Annotated in this window: 13 protein-coding genes; 7 read left to right on the top strand and 6 right to left on the bottom strand. The window is 33.3% G+C overall.

Translation table 11 applies throughout. The features are described 5' to 3' along the window. Positions 1-65 precede the first annotated feature (65 nt). Positions 66-545: an Lrp/AsnC family transcriptional regulator gene (locus tag ACGK9U_RS10435; protein ID WP_117177339.1), complete on the bottom strand. Its 480-nt coding sequence runs from the start codon at positions 543-545 to the stop codon at positions 66-68. A 70-nt stretch (positions 546-615) separates the two neighbouring features. Then, positions 616-1776: a M14 metallopeptidase family protein gene (locus ACGK9U_RS10430; RefSeq protein ID WP_394466318.1), complete on the bottom strand. Its 1161-nt coding sequence runs from the start codon at positions 1774-1776 to the stop codon at positions 616-618. A gap of 289 nt (positions 1777-2065) precedes the next feature. Between ACGK9U_RS10430 and ACGK9U_RS10425 the strand changes: the two genes are divergently transcribed. Continuing rightward, positions 2066-2437: a helix-turn-helix domain-containing protein gene (locus ACGK9U_RS10425; protein ID WP_394466317.1), complete on the top strand. Its 372-nt coding sequence runs from the start codon at positions 2066-2068 to the stop codon at positions 2435-2437. Between the two features lie 38 nt (positions 2438-2475). Further along, entirely contained in the window at positions 2476-2850 is a 375-nt protein-coding gene (locus ACGK9U_RS10420) for a DNA topoisomerase IV (protein WP_394466316.1), read from the top strand. Here the strand turns inward: ACGK9U_RS10420 and ACGK9U_RS10415 are convergent. After that, positions 2843-3343 carry a hydrolase gene (locus ACGK9U_RS10415; RefSeq protein WP_394466315.1) on the bottom strand — a complete coding sequence of 167 codons (501 nt, stop codon included), beginning with the start codon at positions 3341-3343 and terminating at the stop codon, positions 2843-2845. The two genes, ACGK9U_RS10420 and ACGK9U_RS10415, sit on opposite strands and share 8 nt — an antisense overlap. Before the next feature lie 11 nt (positions 3344-3354). Beyond that, a complete protein-coding gene (locus ACGK9U_RS10410) occupies positions 3355-4116 on the bottom strand; it encodes an MBL fold metallo-hydrolase (protein ID WP_394466314.1) in 762 nt (253 codons plus the stop codon). Between the two features lie 256 nt (positions 4117-4372). On the opposite strand from ACGK9U_RS10410, the gene ACGK9U_RS10405 reads away from it, so the two are divergent. Further along, on the top strand, positions 4373-5845 hold the full coding sequence (locus ACGK9U_RS10405) for a TonB-dependent receptor (protein WP_394466313.1): 1473 nt from the start codon (positions 4373-4375) through the stop codon (positions 5843-5845). Positions 5846-5885: 40 nt separating this feature from the next. Here the strand turns inward: ACGK9U_RS10405 and bcp are convergent, their stop codons facing one another. Further along, the gene (gene bcp, locus ACGK9U_RS10400; protein WP_394466312.1) at positions 5886-6338 is read right to left on the bottom strand and encodes a thioredoxin-dependent thiol peroxidase; all 453 of its coding nucleotides are present in this window, start codon (positions 6336-6338) and stop codon (positions 5886-5888) included. Between the two features lie 32 nt (positions 6339-6370). Here bcp and nth point away from each other — a divergent pair, with 32 nt between their 5' ends. Continuing rightward, positions 6371-7036, top strand: a complete 666-nt coding sequence (nth, locus tag ACGK9U_RS10395; protein ID WP_394466311.1) for an endonuclease III domain-containing protein — start codon at positions 6371-6373, stop codon at positions 7034-7036. Positions 7037-7265: 229 nt separating this feature from the next. Here nth and ACGK9U_RS10390 read toward each other — a convergent pair whose 3' ends face one another. After that, the gene (locus ACGK9U_RS10390) at positions 7266-7850 is read right to left on the bottom strand and encodes an RNA polymerase sigma factor (RefSeq protein WP_394466310.1); all 585 of its coding nucleotides are present in this window, start codon (positions 7848-7850) and stop codon (positions 7266-7268) included. A 236-nt stretch (positions 7851-8086) separates the two neighbouring features. Here ACGK9U_RS10390 and uvrA point away from each other — a divergent pair, with 236 nt between their 5' ends. From uvrA to ACGK9U_RS10375, 3 genes are all read left to right on the top strand, one after another. After that, positions 8087-10873 (top strand): excinuclease ABC subunit UvrA, encoded by a 2787-nt coding sequence (gene uvrA, locus ACGK9U_RS10385; protein ID WP_394466309.1) that lies wholly within the window; start codon positions 8087-8089, stop codon positions 10871-10873. Positions 10874-11088: 215 nt separating this feature from the next. Next, positions 11089-13551 carry a hypothetical protein gene (locus ACGK9U_RS10380; protein WP_394466308.1) on the top strand — a complete coding sequence of 821 codons (2463 nt, stop codon included), beginning with the start codon at positions 11089-11091 and terminating at the stop codon, positions 13549-13551. A gap of 212 nt (positions 13552-13763) precedes the next feature. After that, positions 13764-16403, top strand: coding sequence for a hypothetical protein (locus tag ACGK9U_RS10375; protein WP_394466307.1), 2640 nt, complete (start codon positions 13764-13766; stop codon positions 16401-16403). Positions 16404-16442: the final 39 nt, after the last annotated feature.

Below are 16442 nucleotides of genomic sequence, written 5' to 3'. Positions count from 1 at the left end.
AGAAAAATTCAAAAAAAAGCCAGTTCAAAATTGAACTGGCTTTTTTTTGAATTTTTATATGTTATCTACATCTCATTAAAAATAGAGTGCATCAGTCGTTTTTTATCATTGATACTTTCTTCTAAAGAAATCATGGTTTCTGTTCTATAAACACCATCAATATCATCTAATTTAAATATAATTTCTTTTGCGTGCTCTGTACTTCTCGCTCTGATTTTACAGAAAATATTAAATTTCCCCGTTGTTATATGTGCCACAGTTACAAAAGCAATTTCATTAATACGCTCTAATACAAATTTAGTTTGCGATGTATTATTCAAATAAACACCTACATAAGCTATAAATGAATAGCCTAATTTTTTGTAGTCCAGCATTAATGATGAGCCTCTTATAATGCCCTGCTCTTCCATTTTTTTCACACGTACGTGAACCGTACCTGCTGATATTAATAATTTTTTTGCAATGTCTGTAAACGGAATTCTTGTGTTATCGATTAACATGTCAAGAATTTGATGATCGATTTCGTCTAATTTAATTTTCCCCATAATTAACTATTCTTAAATATAAACCAAAATTAATACATTTTCACTAATAATTATGCATTATACCTGTACTTTATTTCGGTAATAATGAGATTTTTTCATTATTTATTATTACGAAAACGTTTTCGTCACCAATTTTCAATAATTGACTTTCATTATCAAATACCTCTGTTCTATTGCTATGAATTGTTTTATGAGCAAAATACATATCAAGATTTTCAATTTTTTCAACTTTAGGAATAAAATGAATTTTTTCATCTACTAATTTCTCTTGATACAAAATACCTATATCTGTTATAACCGTTTTGTTGTTCACTTTCGTTTTTGCATCCTTTATAATTATGTCAAAAAAGTATTTTTCATTCTCTGGAATATTGAAATAAGGTTTGTAATTATCTCCAGAAATATCGTTTTTTGAAATATAGTCCAATGAAATTAAATATGATATAAAAATAAATTCTCTTGTTTTATCGCGTGCATAATCATTATTGTAATGACCAGCTTCAAAAAGGATTGTAGGGATATTTTTACTTTGAAATGTATCTCCCACACAATTTAAATTAAAAGCGTCATCGTAAACACCAACTTGATTTGGAATTATTTGTTGCAAAGTATCGTTCATTACTCCAATAATTTCCATAGCTATTTTTCTATTGGGGGTTACGGTACAATCTTTATCTTGCGCTGGCGCTAAAAAGGACACGGTGGCGGGTTTATTGGTATTTCCTGCGCTAAATATAGTACGCTGCCCGTGTAAATTATAGCAATAGTGTGGCTTAAAAGAATTAAAAGCATCTTGAAGCACTTTGCTTTCTGGTTGTGTTAAATTTTGGGCATCTCTATTTAAATCAACTTCATTGGCGTTTATCCTAGTATAAGCGTTTGCACCATCCGGATTCAAAATAGGTATGATATATAAAGTACAGGTATTTAAAATGTGATTTATTAATGCATCTTCTGCTAAAAATGTATTAAATAAATCAAATATTGCTTTTGTAGTGGTCGATTCATTTCCATGCATTTGAGACCACATAAGTATTCGTTTGTCCCCGTCACCAATCTTTATTCCATAAATAGGATTATTTAAAACTGAACTTCCAATTGTTTCAATCTCCAATTTATTAGCCATTTTTTCCAACAAGGGTTCAATGTGCTTATTGGTAATATAGCGATGACTCAAACTGATTTCTTTATACTTTAAAAACAACGATTTTATAACTTCTATTTGCATCATAATACTTTAAGGATACAAATGTAAACAATTACAAATTTACATTTGTAAACACAAAAAATCATCAATTTGTTTACAATATTATACACTTAAAAGTATTGATTCAACACATTACTTAAGCAAATTATTTTAAATCATATTTATAAACTTCAAATAATTGCATTTCAGTATAATAAGACACACTATATGAAGTTGTAATATAAGTAAAATACACTTTTAACACTCCTTTATACCCATTTTAAATTATATATTGTTACATTTGTAAATCATAATTGCATTTATTTATGTTACAATGGTAAACATTGAGGATTTTTCTAAAAGACTACAAGAAGTAATAGATTATTACGGAGAAACAGCATCTTCTTTTGCTGAAAAAATTGGTGTGCAGCGTTCGAGTATTTCCCATATTTTATCGGGCAGAAACAAACCCAGTTTGGAATTTGTTTTGAAAATACTTGGCTCCTTTCCTGAAGTTGAATTGTATTGGTTGTTAAATGGTAAAGGTGAATTTCCCTCAACAAAAAAAACTCCTGAACCAGATTTAGTTTCTCCCACTTCTACCATTATAGAAAGTAAAATTGAAACAAAAGCAAAAGAAGACAAAACCATCGAGCGCATTGTTATTTTTTATTCTGACGGAAGTTTTAAAAATTTCCAGAATTAACTATTTAGTTTAGTAATTTTGTGATGAAATTTTTTATTATGAAGTTTACCTGTCTTTTACTTTTTTTAAGTTTTTTAAGTTGCTATGAAACCACTCGCAACTGCACCGATTATAAAACTGGTAACTATGAAAGCGAGGTAATTATTGACGGAAAAGTTTTTAAATCGAAATTTAAGCGCACTGAAACGCTACAAATTGAGGTTTATAACAATAAAATCGATTCCACTCAAATACGATGGATAAATGATTGCGAGGTTGTATTTAAAACCATAAAACCAAAAAATATGGCTGAGCAGAAAGATATTCATTTAAAAATACTTACCACCACCGATTCCTCATATACGTTTGAATACTCGTATGTTGGAGAAACAAAAAAACAAAAGGGAATTGCTTATAAGATTGAATCTAATTAAAAGGGTACAAAAACGATTCTACTAAATTGAATTTAAGTTGCTTTTCTTCCGTAATTTCATAGGTCAAAAAAAGCTCGCCCCAATAGTGTCCATCTGAAAAATCTGCTATAATCCATTTGTGGTTTAGCAGTTTAACAGTGTTTATCATCATACGTTTTCCTTCTTCCGATGCATAAGGAATTATTGGGTGCTCATCCTTTTCTTCGTTCAACTTGTAAAGTTCATCTTTTATTAACGGAATCAATTCGGCTACGTTATAACCTTGGTTTTCAAAATAACTAATGGCATCTTCATTTCTTTCCAAATTGAAATGTGATAAATCTAAATTTTCATCTTCTAAAACCGCCAAAGAATCTTTACAGTGCTCTAATTGATTTTTGTATCCTTCTAATTTTCGATTCATATCTTCAAAAACACGTTTAGAATTTACGTACTGAAATAAAACCAGTAGGATTGAAAAAACGAATAAATACATGAAAATTTTCTGTCTCATTTTATAAAAATTTAAATTGTTATTTGCAAACTATCATAAGCTAAAAACACGTTTTTTGGCAATGTTTTTTCAACCTCGTCATGAAACCCTAACATATGGCTTATATGGGTTAAATAAGCTTTTTCCGGTTTTACCTTGTCAATAAACTGCAACGCTTCGTCTAAATTAAAATGCGATTGATGCGGTTCAATCCGTAAAGCATTAACTACCAAAACCTTTATGTTTTTTATTTTTTCAATTTCCTTTTCTTTAACAGTTTTCATGTCCGTTAAATAAGCAAAATCTCCAAATTTAAAACCAAAAACCTGTAATGTATCGTGTTTTCCATTTACTGGAACCACCTCTAGATTATTCAAAGTAAACGCTTCGTTTTTTATTCGATGTGTAATAACAGAAGGTGCTCCAGGATATTTATTTTTAGTTGTAAATATATAATCGAACCGTTTTTTAAGCGATTTTAAAACCCGCTTGTGTGCATAAATTGAAATATCGCCTTGTCTAAAATAAAAAGGTCTAATATCGTCTAAACCTAATGTGTGATCTGAATGTTCATGTGTATATAAAACCCCATCTAATTTAGTACATCCCGCACGCAACATTTGGTATCTAAAATCCGGTCCGCAATCTACAACATAAGTAAATGTATCCCATTCAACCAGAATCGAAACACGCAAGCGTTTATCCTTTTTGTTGTCACTTAAGCACACAGGATGCGTACTCCCAATTATAGGAATACCCTGTGATGTCCCAGTGCCTAAAAACGTTATTTTCAAAAATTAAATATTTACTTTTTATTCAACTATTTATACTTAATTGCTTCTTTTTCAAAATAATTAATACGAAAATTGAAATTCCACATTGAAATTGATAATTTTTGCTCTATAATTTTACAGAAATATTAAAATAATGGAGTCCTTTTTAATGCATACTAAAAGGGCTCTTTTACACGAACAAAATTAAAGTTATTTTTTTATTTACTTCCATTATTTGATACCTTTGTTAAAATTACTAAGTAACCCAAACAGTAACATGGAAATTACCTTAAAAGGAGACAGGGAATTTGAAGAAATACCTTCGTTAAAAACCAAAGCACTCCGAATAAATTTAAACGAAAACATTTACGGTACTTTTGCGGAAATTGGAGCAGGACAAGAAACCAGTCGGCATTTCTTTAGAGCTGGCGGTGCTTCTGGAACCATAGCAAAAGCAATGTCTGCTTACGACAAGGCCTTTAGTGATGCCATTTATGGAGCTGAAGATGATGGGCGCTATGTGACTGAAGGTCGTTTAAGAAAAATGCTTAATCATGAAATAGACCTTATTGAAAAACGTCTTTCTAGAAAAGATTACCCAAATAAGCTATTTTTCTCGTTTGCAAATACGGTTACCACCATCGATTTTGCTAAACAATTTAAAGGTCATGGCTGGATTGGAATTAAATACCAAATAGAGCCAAACCAAGAATATAACGACATTCTTTTGCATATCCGTTTTAAAGAAACGGACGCTAGGCTACAACAAGAAACCCTTGGAGTTATTGGTACAAATTTAATTTATGGTGCTTTTTACAAATATAATGAGCCAAAAAAATTATTACGTTATTTGTACGACCATCTAGATAAAGATCAATTAGAAATTGATACCGTTAATTTTTCTGGGCCTTTATACAAAAATGTTGATAACCGATTAATGAGTTTACAACTTGTAAAAAATGGTATGACCGATGCCGTAATGTTTGGACCTGATGGAAAGAACGTACTGCCAGCTCGTGTATTTTACAAGAAAAATATTCTAGCTTTTAGAGGAAGCTTTAGACCTGTAACACAAGTAAATATAGATATGTATGAAAATGCATATAAAATGTTTATTGAAGAGAAAAAAGTTGATAAAGAAAATACCGAAGTGGTTTTTGAAATTACATTATCTAACTTAAGAGCTGAAGGCGAAATTGATGAGCAAGATTTTATGGATAGAGCCGATTTGTTATGCTCTTTAGGACAATCGGTTATGATATCCAATTTCCAAGAATACTATAAGGTAGTTGAATATTTCTCAAACTACACAAAAGCTAGAATGGGACTTGCTATGGGTGTAAGCAATTTGGTTGATATTTTTGATGAAAAATATTATCGCCATATGAGTGGAGGCATTTTAGAAGCGTTTGGAAAATTATTCTTTAAAGACTTGAAAGTCTACTTATATCCCATGATTGATGTAGCTACTGGCGAACTGATCACCAGTGAAAACCTAAAAGTGTACCCACGTATGAAAGAATTGTACAAATTCTTTAAATACAACGGAAAAGTAATAGATATTAAAGATTACGACGATAAATGCTTAACCATATTCTCTAGGGAAATTTTACAACAAATAACCGACGGAAAAAGCGGTTGGGAAGATAAATTACCCGAAGGTATTGCCGATTTAATTAAAGATTACCGCATGTTTGGCTACACTAGAAAGCCTTTGGTTTTGCCCAAAAGAAAGAAATACACCAAATAAAAAAACTAAAAATCCTTCTAAAAATTAAGAAGGATTTTTTTTATTCTAAAATTTGTGCGGCATGAATTTTTGCTTTTACAGCGTCGATAACACGATCCACTTTGCCTTCTTCATCTATTACAAATGTTTTTCTATGGATGCCATCAAACGTTCTGCCCATAAACTTTTTTGATCCCCAAACACCAAAGGCATTAATCATGACTTTATCTACATCTGCAATTAAAGGGTATTGAAATTCGTGCTTCTTTTTAAAATTAGATTGCTTTCTTTGGGTATCGGCACTCACACCTAATATTTCATAACCAGCATCGGATAATTCTTTATAATGATCTCGTAAATTACAAGCTTCTACAGTACAGGTAGGTGTACTTGCAGCCGGATAAAAGAAAACCACAAGTTTTTTTCCTTTATAATCTGATAATTTTATAATGTTTCCTTGTTCATCAAATACCTCAAAATTTGGTACGATATCGCCTTGTTTTAATGTGTTCATAATAGTAACTTTGATTTTTACAAACATACAACATGACAAAGGATAAAAAGGTAGAATTCGTAATAAAAACACTCCAGGAATTATACCCGACCATACCCATTCCATTAGACCACAAAGATCCATACACCTTATTGATAGCAGTTTTAATGTCTGCACAAAGTACCGATGTTCGCGTTAACCAAATAACTCCTTTATTATTTAAAAAAGCTGATAATCCGTATGATATGGTAAAACTTTCGGTTGAAGAAATTAGGGAAATTATAAAACCCGTTGGCTTATCGCCGATGAAAAGCAAAGGCATCCACGGGCTTTCTAAAATTCTAATTGAAAAACACAATGGAAAAGTGCCTCAAAGTTTCGAAGCTTTAGAAGAACTTCCTGCTGTTGGCCACAAAACGGCAAGCGTGGTGATGTCTCAAGCATTTGGAGTACCGGCATTTCCTGTTGATACACACATACATAGATTGATGTATCGATGGAATTTAACAAGTGGAAAAAACGTGGTTCAAACCGAAAAAGATGCCAAAAGATTATTTCCAAAAGAACTTTGGAACGATTTACACCTTCAAATTATATGGTATGGTCGTGAATACTCACCTGCAAGAGGCTGGGACTTAGAAAAAGATATCATTACTAAAACCATAGGAAGACAATCGGTAATTGATAATTATTACAAATTAAAAAGCCCTAATAAATAAATAAAATATTAGGGCTTTTCACCACTCAGTTTAGAAGCGCTTCAAACTTCATCTTATTACAATTTATAACACTTAAAGCTTTTGAGTAGTTTAGAATAAAGTTAACCGTTTCTTTTCGCGGTTCTAGTTCGTTCAAATTTTTAATAGAATTTTCAGAGTAAAGTTTTGCCATTTTAATAATTTAAGGTTGAATTTAATTTATTAACGCAGCTAATTTTACTTTATTGTGCTAATTTGTTAAAATTATATTGTGCTTATCTATAATTTTTCTCAAGTTGATTAATGCATAACGCATACGCCCCAAAGCTGTATTGATACTAACACCTGTTTTATCTGAAATTTCTTTAAAGCTTAAATCTTCGTAAATACGCATCAACAATACCTCTCTTTGGTCTTCAGGAAGTTCATCAACCAAACGTCGTACATCTGTTTCAACCTGTTCTTTTATTATGCTATTTTCTGCATTTAGACTATTATCACTCAATACAGAAAAGATATTAAACTCATCGGTATTATCAAATTTTGGCATTCTGTTGTTCTTTCTGAAAAAATCAATCACCAAATTATGGGATATACGCATTACCCAAGGTAAAAATTTACCTTCTTCATTATAAGCACCTCTTTTAAGTGTACGTATTACTTTAATAAAAGTGTCCTGAAAAATATCTTCAGCAACATCTCTATCATAAACTTTCGAATAAATAAAACTGTAAATTTTTTGCTTGTGCCTGTTTATAAGAGTCTCTAAAGCACTTTCATCACCTTTAATATAGTTACTAACTAAGGTAGAATCTTGTATAAGTTCGTATTGCATAATCATTACTTTTAGGGCATAGAAATAGCTTCTCTGCTTGGGGTTTTTAGTTTAAAAGTAATATTCTGCTATAGGCGAGAGCTGTTTAAAGTGTTGATTAATAGATTCAAATATACCAATAATCATTCCAAAAAAACAAAAAATAATGCGATTATTTAACTTTTATTTAAAGTATCGTGCATTTTTTAGCTTGAAATACTTGTAGTATCTTTGCGAAATTATTCCCGTAAAAGCTTATGATTACTAATATTTCTGAAGTAAATCCGAAAGAAAACATCATTATTAAAGGTGCGAAACTGCATAATTTAAAAAATATTGATGTTGTTATCCCCAGAAATCAGTTAGTAGTTATTACTGGGCTATCGGGTTCTGGAAAATCCAGTTTAGCATTTGATACGCTTTATGCTGAAGGACAAAGACGTTATGTTGAAAGCTTATCGAGTTATGCGCGCCAGTTTTTAGGCCGATTAAACAAACCAAAAGTAGATTATATAAAAGGTATAGCACCTGCCATAGCCATTGAGCAAAAGGTGAATTCTACCAATCCGCGTTCAACCGTAGGAACCACCACCGAGATTTACGACTATTTAAAACTTCTTTTTGCCAGAATTGGAAAGACCTATTCGCCTGTTTCTGAGATTGAAGTGAAAAAAGACACTGTTACAGACGTTTTAAATTATTTAAAAACATTTTCTGAAGGTGAAAAACTCCTACTCCTCGCTCCTATTTATTTAGAAGAAGGACGCACTATGGAAGATAAACTTAAAGCTTTACAACAACAGGGCTATGCCAGAATAAAGGTAAATAATGATGTTGTTAGAATTGAAGAAATAAATGCAATTAAAAAGAACGACACCATTCAATTAGTGGTTGATAGAATCATTATTAAAGATGAAGAAGATTTTTTAAACAGACTTGCAGATGCTGTACAAACAGCTTTTTTTGAAGGTAAAGGTGAATGTGCCATTGAAACGTTGTCCGACAACAAACAACGTCCGTTTAGTAATAAATTTGAAATGGATGGCATTAATTTTTTAGAACCAAATGTTCATCTATTCAGTTTTAACAATCCTTATGGTGCTTGCCCAAAATGTGAAGGTTATGGCGATATTATTGGCATTGACGAAGATTTAGTGATTCCAAACACCGGACTTTCAGTTTACGAAAATGCTATTTTCCCTTGGCGTGGAGAAAGTATGAGTTGGTATAGAGACCAATTGGTTAACAATTCACACAAATTCGATTTTCCTATACATAAGCCTTATTTTCAATTAAACGATGCCCAAAAGCAACTTATTTGGGACGGAAATAAGTATTTTGAAGGATTAAATTCCTTTTTTGCTGAATTAGAAGCTAAAGCCTATAAAATCCAAAACCGTGTGATGCTATCGCGCTACCGCGGAAAAACCAAATGTAAAACCTGTAATGGTAAACGCTTACGTATTGAAGCGAATTACGTTAAAATTGGTGGCGCCACCATTACCGATTTGGTAGAAATGCCCTTGGATAAATTAGCAGTTTTTTTCAAACAATTGGAATTAAACGATTTCGATACCCAAATTGCAGACAGGTTATTGAAGGAAATCAACAATCGTTTATCATTTCTAGCCAATGTAGGGTTGGATTATTTAACGCTGAACAGAAAATCGAACACGCTTTCTGGTGGTGAAAGTCAACGCATCAATCTTGCAACTTCTTTAGGCAGTAGTTTAGTAGGTTCTATGTATATTTTAGATGAGCCTAGTATTGGTTTGCACCCCAAAGATACCGAACGCTTAATATTGGTTTTAAAACAGCTTCAAAGCTTAGGGAATACTGTTATTGTGGTGGAACATGATGAAGATATCATGAAAGCTGCCGATACCATTATAGATATTGGTCCTGAAGCTGGAACTTTTGGTGGACATGTAGTGGCTTTTGGTACTTATGATGATATTTTGGCTTCTAACTCCTTAACAGCGCAATATCTAAATGAAACATTGAAAATTGAAGTTCCGAAAATCAGAAGAACTTCAAAATACTATGTAGATGTTATTGGTGCGCGCGAAAACAACTTAAAAAATATTGATGTTCGTTTTCCTTTAGGGATGCTAACGGTAATTACAGGTGTTTCCGGAAGCGGAAAAAGTACTTTGGTAAAAAAGATTTTATATCCTGCACTTCAAAAAAAATTAACCGATTTTAGTGATAAACTAGGGCAATTTACATCTTTAGAAGGTAATTTCAGCAATATAAAACATATTGAATTTGTAGACCAAAACCCTATTGGAAGGTCGTCGCGCTCCAATCCTGTTACTTATATCAAGGCTTATGATGATATCCGTGCATTGTTTGCAAACCAGAAATTAAGTAATATAAGGAACTACCAAGCAAAACACTTTTCATTTAACGTAGATGGCGGACGTTGTGGGACTTGCAAAGGCGAAGGTGAAGTAACCATTGAAATGCAATTTATGGCAGATGTACATTTGGAATGCGAAACCTGCAAAGGCAAACGCTTTAAAAAAGATGTGTTAGAAGTCACTTTTGCAAATAAAAACATTGATGACATTTTAAACCTAACCATTGATGATGCCATTGCTTTTTTTGAAGCCAACAAACAAACCAAAATAAAAACCAAACTGCAACCTTTACAAGATGTTGGTTTGGGATATGTAACTTTAGGACAAAGTTCTTCTACCCTTTCTGGTGGCGAAGCGCAACGTATTAAATTAGCATCGTTTTTAGGAAAAGGCAACAACAAAGATAAAGCGTTGTTTATTTTTGACGAACCTACAACAGGTTTGCATTTTCATGATATTCAAAAACTTCTAAAATCATTCAATGCTTTAATTGAAAATGGCCATTCCATTATTGTTGTAGAGCATAATTTAGAACTTATTAAATGTGCTGATTATATTATCGACTTAGGACCCAAAGGAGGTGAAACCGGTGGGAACTTAGTTGCTACAGGAACTCCCGAAGATATAGTGAAGGTTAACACCTCTGAAACAGCCAAATATTTAACAGAAAAACTCCATTAACAATACGGTTTTTTACGTATTTTTGTTTTATCCTCATTTTTTTTATAAATAATTCATTTTTTCGAACCAAATGCTGCAGGTAATTTATTTATAAAATCGACCGCCGTTCAAAAATACCATTAAATTATTAATAACTACCCTATATTACACTCACAATATCACACGATACTGTGTGGTTTTTTATTAATTCAATTTAAATAACTAAACTATTAATTATGAAAAAACAATTTACTTTTTTACTATTTACTTTGCTTTTCGCTTTGACATCCAGTCAAATGATAGCACAACAAGATGTTCTGTATCTTATTCAAGATGGAACCAATGATTCGGACTATATAGCCAACGGAGGTTCGTTACCTGGTCAAGACCAAATTATAAAAATGTTGGAAGCTGATGCAAACTTTACGGTTTCTTGGGTAAAAATAGATCAAGCTTTTGTGGTTACCGAAATGGGAACTCAAGCAACAGGAGCCAACGCTATAGCTTCTCCGGTTAATTTTACAGACTTTGAGTTAGTCATTGTTTCTGAAAATATGGCGTCTTCAAATACTATTTTTAAGGTTGGAAACCCGCTTCATCCAAACCAATTAACTGTTCCTGTTATTTACGCTAAAGGTTATGCTTTTAGAGGTAGTTCTACCGCATTGGTTACTTCTGCTTCAGCTCTTACGCGAACTCAACAATTATCAATGGCCGTAGAAGATGAAACCAGCCCTATATTTAATGGTATTTCGGTTACTAATGGAAGTTCTATTGATTTGTTTAGAACCACTGCCGACGATAAAGGTAATGTAGGCCCTTATTCAATAGATGCTGTTAATGATCTTGAAATATCAAGCACCACTACTTTATTGGCTTCTGTTCCTCAAATAACAGATAAAACTAAAGCCGTTGCCATCAACTACTTCCCTACTGGTACCCAAATTGGTACAGATGCCTCTGGTACTTTTGCTAAAGATGCCATAGCATTTCCTTTTACTTGGGGAGCTTGGGTAAAAAAGGATGGAGGAAACATTACTTCAGAGTTTTTAACCCTTTGGAGAAACGCTGCTTATATGTTAACAGGACAAACGCCTCCTTCTACATTGTATGTTAATCCGGTTTTTGATGATTACGAACTTATTACTGAAACAACTATTTATGATTTTAGAGATGGTTCAATAATTCCAAATCCTTCGAACGGCTATGTAATTCAAGGGTCTCCTGAAGCGCTTGCTCAACCTCAAACTGATAGATTTAAAAGTGCTGACGGAAGATTAGATTACAGACATGCTGCAGGTGATAATTACCATAGTCCAACTTATGGACTAGATATGAAAGCGGGTTCTAGAGTTCTAATCAAACCCTTAGGAACTTCTGTTGTTAAAGTACCCTTGTCTGAATTTTCAAGTTTAGGCCTTGAATTAAAAATGCCAAACAACAACAATAAGTCTTGGATAAAAGTTAACGGCACACTTACTTCAAGTGCTTCTAGTACTACTTACCAGGAAACTCTAAATGCTACAGCTACTTCTGGTCAAGATTTAAATGAGTTCATTACTGTTGATTTTTATTCTACTGTTGGAAACTCTCAAAATTTAGAGTTTATGGCAGTTGCTGGTGCAGGTTCTGATATTTACTTACCGTATATTGAAGTAACCTATCAAACATTACAAGCGAAACCACAAGAGATAGCTTATGTACAAAAATCTACTTATTCTGGGACCGAAGCACCAGGTGCATCTTTATATGACAATGATCCGATAGTTAGAATGTTTACGGCAGATCCTAATTTTAATATCACTGTACTTCCTGTAGATGCTAATGGAACAGGGCTTGACCTTACAGGTTACGATTTGGTAATTGCTCAAGAAACTTTTGGTTCTGGTGATGGTATATGGAAACCAACGGGACCACTTGGTATCAAAAATATTGCAATACCAGTTATTTATAACAAAAGTTGGGCTTTAAGAAATGGTAGAGCTGTTACGGATGCTAATGCAGCTATGGCTATTTCACCTGCAACTACGCTTACTGTTGATCTAGTAAATCAAACCAATCCATTGTTTAGTGGAATCGCATTCACAGGAAATGAATTTATGCTATATAATGAAACTTCAGATAATAATGGTGGTACTGGTACAAATTCAATTGATGTTTTGAATGAACTAGACCTTTCAGTAACTGGAACTTTATTAGGCACAAATCCTAATGTTACCGTTGTTGATAAAGCCATTGTAGTTAATGATATTCCTGCGGGTACTCAATTTGGGACTGCAGTTACGGATGTATCTCAAGTAAGAATGATTGCTTTTGCTTTTAATTACGGAGCGATTATTAAAGGAGATGGAGCCAATATTACTTCTGAAGCATTAACCCTTTGGAGAAATGCAGCTTATGTATTAACCGGGCTATCTGTTCCAACAAGTTTATATGTAAATCCTGATTATGTTACTTTAAGCATAGACAAAGTGGGTGAAACGTCTGCTGTTTCATCAAATGTTAGAGCTATTGGAAATAGAATTTATGTATCTAATGTAAAATCTACAACTGAAGTTAATATTTATAGTATTACTGGTGCTTTGGTTAAAACAATCAAAACTAACGAGGATATTGATTTTAATTTCAAAACCGGTATTTGGATTGCTACTGTTGAAACCTTTGAAGGTACTAAAGCAGTTAAATTAATGACCAGATAATCCCTTTTCTAAATAAAATAATTAAAAAGGAGGTGTTTCATACACCTCCTTTTTTTATGTGTACAAGTTTTGGAGGTTTTCCATATAAATAAAGCATAAGAATAAAACGCAACTTATTTTACATAATTGACCACCGAACTTTTATAAGCCTATAAGTAATTGTGAGTGTATATTTTAGAGAAATACTAACACCAAATAAATTCATTAAAATCATGAAACACTACATTACCAGTTACCTATTTCTATTACTCATTACAGGCTTGTTTTCACCACTAGTCGCACAAGTAAAAAAGGTGTTATATGTCAATCAAACGGGTGTTGGTTCTTCCTCTACCAGTACTTCCGACCCTGATGAAGACCAAGTCATTGTTATGTTACAAAGTGATCCTAATTTTGAGCTCACTTATGTAGAAACCCCACAAGATGGTAGCAATTTGCCAAACTTAATAAATTTCGATCTAGTAATTGTTCAAGAGAATATGAGTTCAGGTGCTGGTCTTCTTAAACCAGACGGTGTCTTAGGTGTTAAAAATGTAACCATTCCTATAATTTATAATAAAGCATCTGCTTTTAGAAATGGCAGAGCCGTTACAGATGCTGATGCAGTAGCTGTAAATACACAAAACCTATTCATTACAGTTCCAGTAGCTAACCAAAGTCACGATATATTTAGTGGTATTGATTTCTCTGAAGGTGAACAATTAAGAATAACCTATCAATTGTCAAATAGTGACGGTTCGGAAATAGGAGACAAAGCCATTGAGATAGTAAACAATTTAGACATTTCAACGTCCGGCACTTTACTAGCTACGGTTCCTCAAGTAACCAATCAAGAAAAAGCTATTGTGGTTAATTATTTTCCTGTGGGAACACAACTAGGTGAAGCTGTTACAGATGTACTTAATGTAGATGCCGTAGCATTATCTTTTAGCTATGGCCCATTGGTTAGGAATAATGGTAAAAACATAACGTCTGAAGCATTGACCATTTGGAGAAATGCTGCGTACCTTTTAACAGGACTGCCTGTTCCTAGCGAACTTTATTACAATCCTGAAACCGCAAAGAAAATACTATATGTAAATCAAATTGGTGTTGACCCAGGTACAGGAGGAGGCTCTACCCCAGGTTACGATCCCGTTATAAGAATGCTGGAATTTGATAAACATTTTACAGTTACTTATGTAGAAACGCCACCTGATGGAAGCGGCATTCCTGATCTTTCTGGGTATGACTTAGTTGTTGCACAGGAAACCATCGATTCGGATGCTGCATTATTTCAACCAAACGGGGCACTTGGTGTAAAAAACGTTTCCATTCCTATTATTTATAATAAAACTTGGGCTTTCAGGGATGGAAAAGCTGTCACTGATGCCGATGCTACCGTAACCGCCACACAGAACTTTTTTATTACGGTGCCACAAGCAAATCAAAGTCACGATATGTTTAGCGGCATCGATTTTTCTGGTGGTGACCAAGTTAGAATTACGCACGAACTGGCTAACGATGATGGATCTATTGGTGGAACCAAAGCAATTGATGTATTAAATAATTTGGAAATTTCAACGTCGGGTACATTGTTGGCCACCGTTCCTGAGGTTGCCAATGTAGAAAAAGCATTTGTAGTCAATTATCTTCCAGCAGGTACTCAGCTAGGAGAAACAACAACAGATGTGCTTAGCGTAGATGCAGTAGCCTTATCATTTAGTTACGGTGCCTTAGTGAAAGGAAAAGGTACTAATATAACTGCCGAAGCGCTTACTATTTGGAGAAATGCTGCCTATTTATTAACAGGCATCCCTGTTTCAACAATATTATATAATAATCCTGCCTTATTTAAACAGATTTTATATATAAATCAAGAAGGGGTAGATGCCCCTTCTCCAGAAGTATCAACTCCTGGGCAAGATCCTGTAATCAAGATGTTAGAAGCTGATGGTAATTTTAAGGTTACTTATTTAGAGACCTATAGTGATGGTAATAAAATTCTTGATCCACAATTTTTCGACCTTGTTATTGCACAAGAAACTTTAAGTTCTGGAGGTGCCTTTTTCATGCCAGGAGGAAAACTTGGAGTCAAAGATATTCGAACTCCAATAATATATAACAAATCAAGTGCCTTTAGAAACGGCAGAGCCGTTACCGATGCCGATGCAGTAGCTACAAATACTCAAAATCTATCAGTTACAGTATCACCACAAAATCAAAGTCACGATTTATATAGTGGTATCGATTTTTCTGCAGGGAGCCAAATCAGGTTATTGGCTGAAACATCAGAAAGCAATGGTAATGATGGTGGTGACAAAGCTATTGAAATTATTAATGGACTTAACATTTCAACCAGTGGGACACTTTTGGCTACAGTTCCCGAAGTTTCAAATCCAGATCAAGCAGTTGTGTTTAATTTTTGGCCAAAAGGAACACAGCTTGGCGAGAACGTTGCAGATGTTCTAAATGTTGATGCTTTTGCCTTTTCATTAAGTTATGGTGCCAGTGTTAATGGTGATGGAGAAAACATCTCTCCTGAAGCTTTAACTATTTGGAGGAATGCAGCTTACATATTAACAGGATTAACAGTCCCAACCACATTAGTTGCAAATCCTGATTTTGTTTTAAGTATAGACAAAGTTGGTGAAACTTCTGCTGTTACATCAAATGTTAGAGCAATTGGAAATAGAATTTATGTATCTAATGTAAAATCTACAACTGAAGTTAATATTTATAGCATAACTGGTGCTTTGGTTAAAACAATCAAAACTAACGAGGATACAGATTTTAATTTCAAAACTGGTATTTGGATTGCTACTGTTGAAACCTTTGAAGGTGCGAAAGCTGTGAAGTTATTATTGAAATAATTATTTTAATTAATGAATTATGACAAGGGCTGTAATTTA

The sequence above is a fragment of the Mariniflexile sp. HNIBRBA6329 genome (assembly GCF_043558645.1).
Taxonomy (GTDB): domain Bacteria; phylum Bacteroidota; class Bacteroidia; order Flavobacteriales; family Flavobacteriaceae; genus Mariniflexile.
This window is presented reverse-complemented; position numbering and strand designations above follow the sequence as displayed.